Raw genomic sequence first — 8,249 nt, 5'->3', positions numbered from 1 at the left:
GAAACTAAACCAGCAGGCAAATATTCAGTTCAATGGGATGGTAGAAATAACAAAGGTGAAAAAGTTAATGCCGGAATATATTTCTGTACCATGAAAACTCTTAATACGACATTAACAAGAAAAATAATAAAAACAAATTAATCGAGCAGAAAACTAAGCATAACTTCCAATAACTGGCAATCAATATCTATAACTTTTTGCTTAGAGAAGATGACTTATTCAATGGCTCTTTATTTTATCTGGTGAATAACGGCCTTTTCTGCTCAGTATAACACTCACTTTAAGAGCGGTTAAAATACTAACTAAAAGATAAGTTAACCAATACTTTATTAGACCTATTCTAAAGTGAACTTATAAAAGACTTCCATTATTCTCTTTTAATAACCCTTTTAGGAAACATAATTGACCCAGCCACCAGCGGAGGGAGTCATACCATCAAAATGGCGTTGTGTTAATTTAACTCTTTGAAATTCAAATAAATATAGCAAAATTCTCCTTGAATTTTACTCTGACGATATGTATAACTTTTTAGAGGTCTTTTATTATTGAATTTAGAATAAGTGGGCAAAAGATTGCGCTGTAACAATAACTGGGATTAATGCGTGGCAGAAAAGATGACTGCTGTAAATAATAATTGCTGTCATCGTTAGATATCGCTGTCAATATTTACTTAAAACAAAGAATTCTAAAAACAACTCGCTCCGATAGTGGTGTAAGACAATTTAAGGTTAAACTTTTATCTTAAAAGCAGTATTAGATAGATTGCGATTACCGCAATACCGCCTAAAAACAACCAGCCCAGATAGGTTTGTAATAATCCGTTATGAATTATTTTACCGGCTCGAATTACTAATGAGATTAATTTCTTGCTTTGCTCAAAAATATCAAAGAATTTATTATCTGCAACCCGATAGGTGTCGTCGATAAGTTTAATCTTTTTTATAGAATCATAGAAATATGTGCCTGGAATTTTTGCTTCATCAAGGTCAACAACTCCGGTGATAGTGTCTACACCATCAGGTAAGGAGAGAACTGCTTGTGGTTTAGGCGATATGACTTCGCCACCGATAAATACTTCAGAACTTCTGACTTTCCATTGTTTGCTCAAGAGATAGATGATAAAACCTAACACAATGCCGATGATAATAAGAATTGTTGCCAGGCCCGAATTCCAAATTCCTATTGCTGTTGCTGAAGTTGCAAAAACTACACGGAACAAATAATTGATTGGTAAATTAGCAAAGATGCCGAGCACAATACAGAAAAATGCTAAAATCACCATCGGAAAAATCATACCAAAGCCAACTTCTTTGACTTTCGGAATTGCTTTTGATTTTTCGCCAAGGAAAGTTGAATGGAGAACCTTAAGAAAAGACGCTAAGGTTAAAACGCTGCCAAACATCGCAATAACTAAAAAGAAAATCGCATAAGAATGAGTTTTGGCTACTTCAATGACTCCTTGATACACGAGCCATTTGGAAGCAAATCCGTTTAAGGGCGGAATACCAGAGATCGCCATTGAAGAGATAAACATTACCAAAAAGGTTATCGGCATATATCTGGCTAATCCACCAAGTTTTTCTAAACTGGTCTCATTGGTTTTTTCTTCAACTGCACCGGCTCCTAAAAATAAGGCTGATTTATATATCACATTATTAATCATATGAAAAAGACCGCCGATAATACCAATTGGAACTCCGGTGCCAATACCTAAAACCATATATCCGACTTGGGAAACCGCATGAAAACTCAAAAGTTTTAGCACATTTTTTTGGACCAATGCCATTGAGACTGCGGCAATAATAGAAATACTGCCAATTATCATTAAGACAATAGACATTGCTGAACCTGATAAAACCTTGAATAAATCTAATGAGATACGGGCTAAGAGGTATATGCCTAATAATTTATCAAAAGCCGCAGGTAGTAATGCCATAACTGAAACCGGGGCTTTTTCGGCTGAATCAATAATCCAGGTATGAAAAGGCATTGCCCCGGCTTTGGTTAAAGACCCAATAAGTAATAAAATATAAGCAAGAATTGGTAATGCACCAGTTAAGGAAATGGAAATTTCACTCATTGTTAAGGTGCCGGTCAAGTAATAAATAAGTGCAGCGCCGATAAGCATCAAAATATCCGAACCACCAACCATAACCAAAGCTTTATATGCTGGAACTTCCGCACCAGGTTTCCCTAAACTAATGAGTAGATAAAGCAAAACTGCAACTCCGCCCCAGGCTAATAACAATATAATTAAATTATTTGAGAGAATGGCTAAAGATGATGCGGAAATCGTCCATAAAAGATAAGTGAAGTAACTCTTTTTCTTTTGATTATAAGAGTAAAGTGCGATTAAAAATCCCAATAAGAGAGTTGCCAATAAAACAGAACTGGAAAAAGGATATGCTAATAGGTAATTTCCAAAACTCATTCGCCATTGGCTCTTAATCAATAAATATAAACTATCAGTAAAAATGAATGCGGTGGTTATGACTGTTAAAAAATAGACCGGATTTTTCCACGATGTAAAATGTCGTTTCGGATAGAAGAGAATTAATAATCCAACAATTAAAGGCACAATTGTTGGAACGACAAACCCGATATTAATTGTGTTCCATAAAATCATTATTGCCTCCTAAGGGTTTTAACCAGTTGTGAAGGATTCTTCGTCATTGTAATGCCCTTTCGAAGACAATTTTAGCATAATCGGTTCCAATCAGAATCGCATTTTGGGCTGAATCTAAGACAATCTGTCGGATTGATGGTATCAGCATAATTCCCATCGAGACACATAGGGCCGTTAATATAATTAAAGTTGCGGTCATAGTTATTGGCACTTCTTTTATTTTCGCAAGATGCTCTGGTAATGAACCTAAAAATGCCTGTCTTTGAACCTTAACAAATGAGGTTAATGTTAAAATCGCGGCAATCCCGGCAATGCCGGCTAAAACATAATGTTGGGCTTGGACTGCGGCAATAATTAGAATTAATTTTGACCAAAAACCGTTAAAAGGCGGAACTCCTGAGGCGGAAAATGAACCAATAAACCAACTTAAACTTGTAATAGGCATCTTTTGACTAATACCACCCATTTTCGTAATATCTCGAGTATGAGTCTCGTATTCCACTGCTCCTGAGTTAAAGAATAATAAAGACTTAAACACGGCGTGATTTAGTAGATGGAAGAGACCGCCTAATATGCCTAAGGGTGTGCCTAATCCCAATCCTAAAAGCACATAGCCGATTTGACTGATACTACAATAGGCTAAAAGTCGTTTTATATCGGTCTGCCCTAATTGTAAAATGACGCCAATAAGCATGGAAAGCCCGGATAAGATTAATATGATTAACGAAACACTATGAGACATACCAAGCACATTATAAAATATTCTCACTAAACCATAAGCACCGAGGACTTTTATCACTACTCCAGAGAGCATAGCGGAAATTGGTGCTGGTGCTGAAGGATGGGCATCAGGAAGCCAAGCATGAAATGGCACTAAAGCTGCTTTGAGTCCAAAACCAATAATAAAAAGCACGGAAATTAATATGAGAAATGGAGCATTAGGATTATTGGCAAGTGTTTGGCTAATATCAGCCATATTTAAGGTGCCAGTCCGGGCATATAATAAGGCAATACTCAACAAAATAAAAATTGAGCCGATACTGGCTAAGACCATATACTTAAATGCTGCTTCCAATTCCATTGAATCCACGCCAAAACTAACCAAGACATACGAAGCAATTGCCGAGATTTCTAAAAAAACATAGAAATTGAATAAATCACCAGTCATTGCAATCCCATTCATCCCACCAATTAAAAGCATTAGTAAGGCATAAAATTTATATTTGGCGGTAAATTTTTCCATATAATCAATGGAGAACAAAACTGCCATCAGCGCAATAAAATTAATAATTAAAAGAATAAAACACGAAAGGCCATCCAGCACAAGTGTAATGCCAATCGGTGGCCGCCAAGAGCCCATAAAGAAAAGGATTGGAGAACGAAATGAAGCTTGAAATAAGAAATAAATCGAAAACAAAAGCAATATAAGAACTGCAAGTAATGACCAGATATCAGCAAATCGTCGACTTCGTGCTTTTAATATAGAACCGATTAAATAAATTATAAAAGCACTACCAATTGGTATTGCCATAAATAAAGGTATCAATTTATCCATAACGCTCCTTATACTAAAAATAAATAAGTAATGCTTTTAGTTTTAAGGTGCTCAAGTTTAATCGCATAGTTAACTCAAATCTTCCTTTTTTAATAAATTACTTCAAGTTAAAGTTATTTAATTCTTCTGCGGTGCCAATATTCATTACCTTTAATGTTTTATCAATCCTTTTTACTAAACCGGACAACACACGACCTGGACCAACTTCAAGGAATGTAGTAAATCCAAGGGTTTGGGCACTTTGGATTGATTTGGTCCATAATACCGGATTTATCAATTGTTCTTCCAAGGCTTGGCGAATCTCTTCGATTTTATCTGTAACAGTTCCTGTGCGATTGGGAATAATCGGAAATTTAGGCGGATAAAACTCAAATGATTTTAAATATTCCTTAAAATTCTCGGCTGACTCCTCTAATAATGGTGAATGGAAAGCACCGCTCACAGGTAGCATAATTGTTTTTAAGGCACCTTTCTGTGTTGCCATTTCACAAACTTGTTTTACAGCCTCAGGTTCACCTGAAATAACTATCTGGCCTGGCGCATTAAAATTTGCCGGCACAACTATTCCGAGAGTATCGTTACATAATTCCGTCACTACATCATCAGCAAGACCAAGTATTGCTGCCATTGTCCCGGGTTTTCTTTCACCTTCTTGAAACATCAATTCGCCTCTTTTCTTTACTAATTTGAGGACTGACTCGAAACTTAAAACGCCAGCACTGTATAAAGCGGTATATTCGCCTAAACTATGACCACAGGCTAAATGAGGTTCTACACCTAAATCTTTTAAGATTTCAAAACAAACAATTGAGTGGACTAAAATTGCCGGTTGGGTAAAAATCGTCTTTTGTAAAGATTCAGCCGGGCCTTCAAAAGATAATTTTTTTATATTAAGTTGTAAAATATCTTCGGCTGTGTCGTAAAGTTCTTTTGCCCGATTAAATGAATCATACAAATCTTTACCCATCCCAACATATTGTGAACCCTGTCCGGGAAAAATAAAACATAACTTTTCCATTGTGTAGATTTTATCTAAAAATGACCCTCAGTCAATAGATTTACATCAATAAATGCTGTAATCATACTTTGATATAGGAAAATGAGCATCATTTGAGATTAGTTTTATTATCATCTAATTTATCGTTTAGCACCATTATTGATTACAACGATTACTTACAGATGGAAACAATAACTTTGTGATCGCGGTAATCGTACTCTGAATTTTCATCTATTTGTGACTATTAATTTTATTTGTTTCTGATTTGAATTATCCTGATACCTTAAGAAATAGACACCTTTTGCCAGACGGCTTGTTGGGATGGTTGTTGTATAAATTCCAGCGTTGAGATTATCGTCTAAAAGCGTTTCAACTAATCTTCCTGTTGCATCATAGAGTTTAATTGAGACTTTACTGGCAGTTGACACCGAGTATCTAATTGTTGCCAGTCTAATCAAAGGATTTGGGTTGACATCAAGATTGAAATTGAATATTCCTGTTGAGGGGCTTTGTATTCCTTGGGAAATATTTGATATTTGATATTTGATATTTGATATTTCTTCTGGATTATATCGCCAAAATTCATAAGTGTTATTACCTTTTAGACAATAAATCTTGCCGGCTAATGCAGTTAAACTGCCACCACTTTTGATGCCACCTTTTATACCTGATTTACCCTTAGGTATTGTTTCTAATGGTATCCATCTGTGGTGATTGATTTCATAACACCAAAACTCTTGTGTTCCACCACCTTTAATAACATAAAGTCGATTAGCACCATCGAAGGTTATTGCTCCACCTGATTTTACTTTCTTTCTTCGTCCTATTGCAGGATGATTTTGGGGTAAACTTTCAATCTCAAACCAATCATTTGCTCTAATATCGTAACAGTAGAACTCATTATATTTGGCACCACCTTTTAAGGCATAAATTGTCTCACCGACTGCAACAATACCACTGCCATCATTAAATCTTTTTCCATCTGACCCAGCAGGTGCATTTTTACGGTATGTCCAGCGGTTTTGAGAGACATCGTAGGCTAAAAATTCATAGTTCTTGTTGGAACCTTTGAGACAATAGACATATTTACTATCATTAGCAGTTACGGCATAAGCGATGCTTGAGCCGGCTTTAACTGCTTGTCCTAACATACCTGTTATCAACTGCCAGGAGTCACCCTCAATATAATAACGCCACATTTCATAAGTATTGTTTCCTTTTAAGACATAGATTACTTTATTACCTAAAGCATCTTCACCATAAGTCATTGCGCCACCTTTTTTCACATTCTTTGTATTAAATGGACTATAAGGTATGGAACTCTTTGGTTGCCAAATTCTGGTTTTAGGATTATAAGCATAGAATTCACGCGTATTATTTCCTTTCAAAGCATAAATTTTTGTGGTATCTGCAACAAGACATCCGCCATCTTTAATTGCTTTTGTGCCCAAGGGAACAGAAGGTAAACTCTCCCAAGTTGTGAATATTTGGTTTTTAACTACAAATGATAATGCTTTATAATTATTAGTTGGCACTAAATCATTCTGTCGTCTTATCCAACTGGAGCACCGATAAGTTCCAGTCTCTAAATGAGAAAGAATTAGGGGTTTGAAGATTAGCGTATCAGTCTTGCCTGGATTAAGAATTCGGGGCATAGAATCTAAATAGATTGAATTATTCCTAATTTGGAAAAAGACCTTAACTGACGAGGGATAACTATATGCAGAATTATCTTTGATAATAACTTTAGGTCGAAGGGTTTCAGTTGTAAAGAGTGTTTCATTAACAGTCGGCTTAATAATGTCTTTTAATTCTGTATCATAAAAAGATACTGTGAGTAATGCGGTCTTTTTATCGTTATGGGAAGCAATGTCTCTCGGCACTTCAGTTGAGCAGGAGATTTGATAATTTCCTCGAACCGCAAGCCAAGTTGTATCTAACTCAACATCAATCGAATCATCGGGCATTAGATTAGTAATCGTTTTGATTTGATTATAGCCAGGTATGATTTTAAATCTTATGGGAAACATTTCAGTTGTATTGCCGCGATTTCTAATTCGGACTTTTGGTTTAACTAATATTCCTTCAGGGATTGTGTCTTTCGGATATAAAATCCGCATTACTTCACCATCACGGTTCACGCCGTCTATGGGATAAGTATCGCGATTTATAATATATTCCCAATTATTAACAGTAATTACTGCGGTCGTATTTAAGATTTTGCCCGAATCAGGAATTGAAAATGTGCCACCTTGCGGATTGTCATTCAATTGGTAGATATAACAATTTCGTGCAACCAGGCGATTTATTGCTTCTTGATGAGGATGGCCATAGGTGTTAGGAGGATGTGTGCCCTGAGAAATGATTGCAACTTCAGGACGCAATGAATCTAAAAATGTTGAATTAGAACTGGTTCTACTACCATGATGATTTACTTTGATAATATCAACATCTCTAATTAAGGGTGCGACTTTGGTTTCAACATTACGTTCGTCATTACTACCAGTTAAATCGCCACCCGTGTAAAATTCAAAAAGACCATATTTTAATAACAAAACAATAGAGCGATAGTTCTGATAATCAATCGAAAGGGAAGAAACACTATCACCATTCATTAATTTTCCATTTCGCGCAATACAGACCATAAAGGCACCGCCACCTAAATTTAGCGTTTCACCTAAGCCAATAGTTCTTCGTTTATTACCAACTGCATTTTTATAATTAAGAAAAGTTGCTGAAGTGTAGGTGTCACCATAGTCATAACACCAGCCATAAATTGAATCAAGACCACCTAATCTGTTTATTACTTGAGGAATACCGCCAATATGGTCTTCGTGATAATGGCTGGCAATAATATGGTCTAAATGAGAAATTCCCAGATTTCTAAGAAACTGAAAAACCGTATCGCCATAATTACCTGAGATGTGACCCGCATCAATCAACACATATTTATTAGTCGGAGAAACAATCAATGCGGCATCGCCTTGATTAACATCAATCTGATAAATTTTAAGCAGACCTTGTGATGAGATATAATTATTAAACCCGATAAATACGGTTAATAATAAAAC

The 8,249-nt window shown here is 35.8% G+C and carries 4 protein-coding genes; all 4 read right to left on the bottom strand.

All coding sequences use genetic code 11. The features are described 5' to 3' along the window. Positions 1-736 precede the first annotated feature (736 nt). Positions 737-2,626 carry a proton-conducting transporter membrane subunit gene (locus tag N2201_06175; GenBank protein ID MCX7785791.1) on the bottom strand — a complete coding sequence of 630 codons (1,890 nt, stop codon included), beginning with the start codon at positions 2,624-2,626 and terminating at the stop codon, positions 737-739. Between the two features lie 43 nt (positions 2,627-2,669). Beyond that, complete coding sequence (locus N2201_06170) at positions 2,670-4,181, bottom strand: proton-conducting transporter membrane subunit (protein ID MCX7785790.1); 1,512 nt, start codon at positions 4,179-4,181, stop codon at positions 2,670-2,672. A 97-nt stretch (positions 4,182-4,278) separates the two neighbouring features. Further along, entirely contained in the window at positions 4,279-5,199 is a 921-nt protein-coding gene (fabD, locus tag N2201_06165; GenBank protein ID MCX7785789.1) for an ACP S-malonyltransferase, read from the bottom strand. A 206-nt stretch (positions 5,200-5,405) separates the two neighbouring features. Next, the coding region (locus tag N2201_06160) for a T9SS type A sorting domain-containing protein (GenBank protein MCX7785788.1) at positions 5,406-8,249 on the bottom strand (2,844 nt) is incomplete at its 5' end.

The organism is candidate division WOR-3 bacterium (assembly GCA_026418155.1).
Taxonomy (GTDB): domain Bacteria; phylum Hydrothermota; class Tepidihabitantia; order Tepidihabitantales; family CAIPLT01; genus JAOABV01.
Note: the sequence above shows the minus strand (reverse complement) of the source record. Positions and strands in the feature narration are given on the sequence as shown.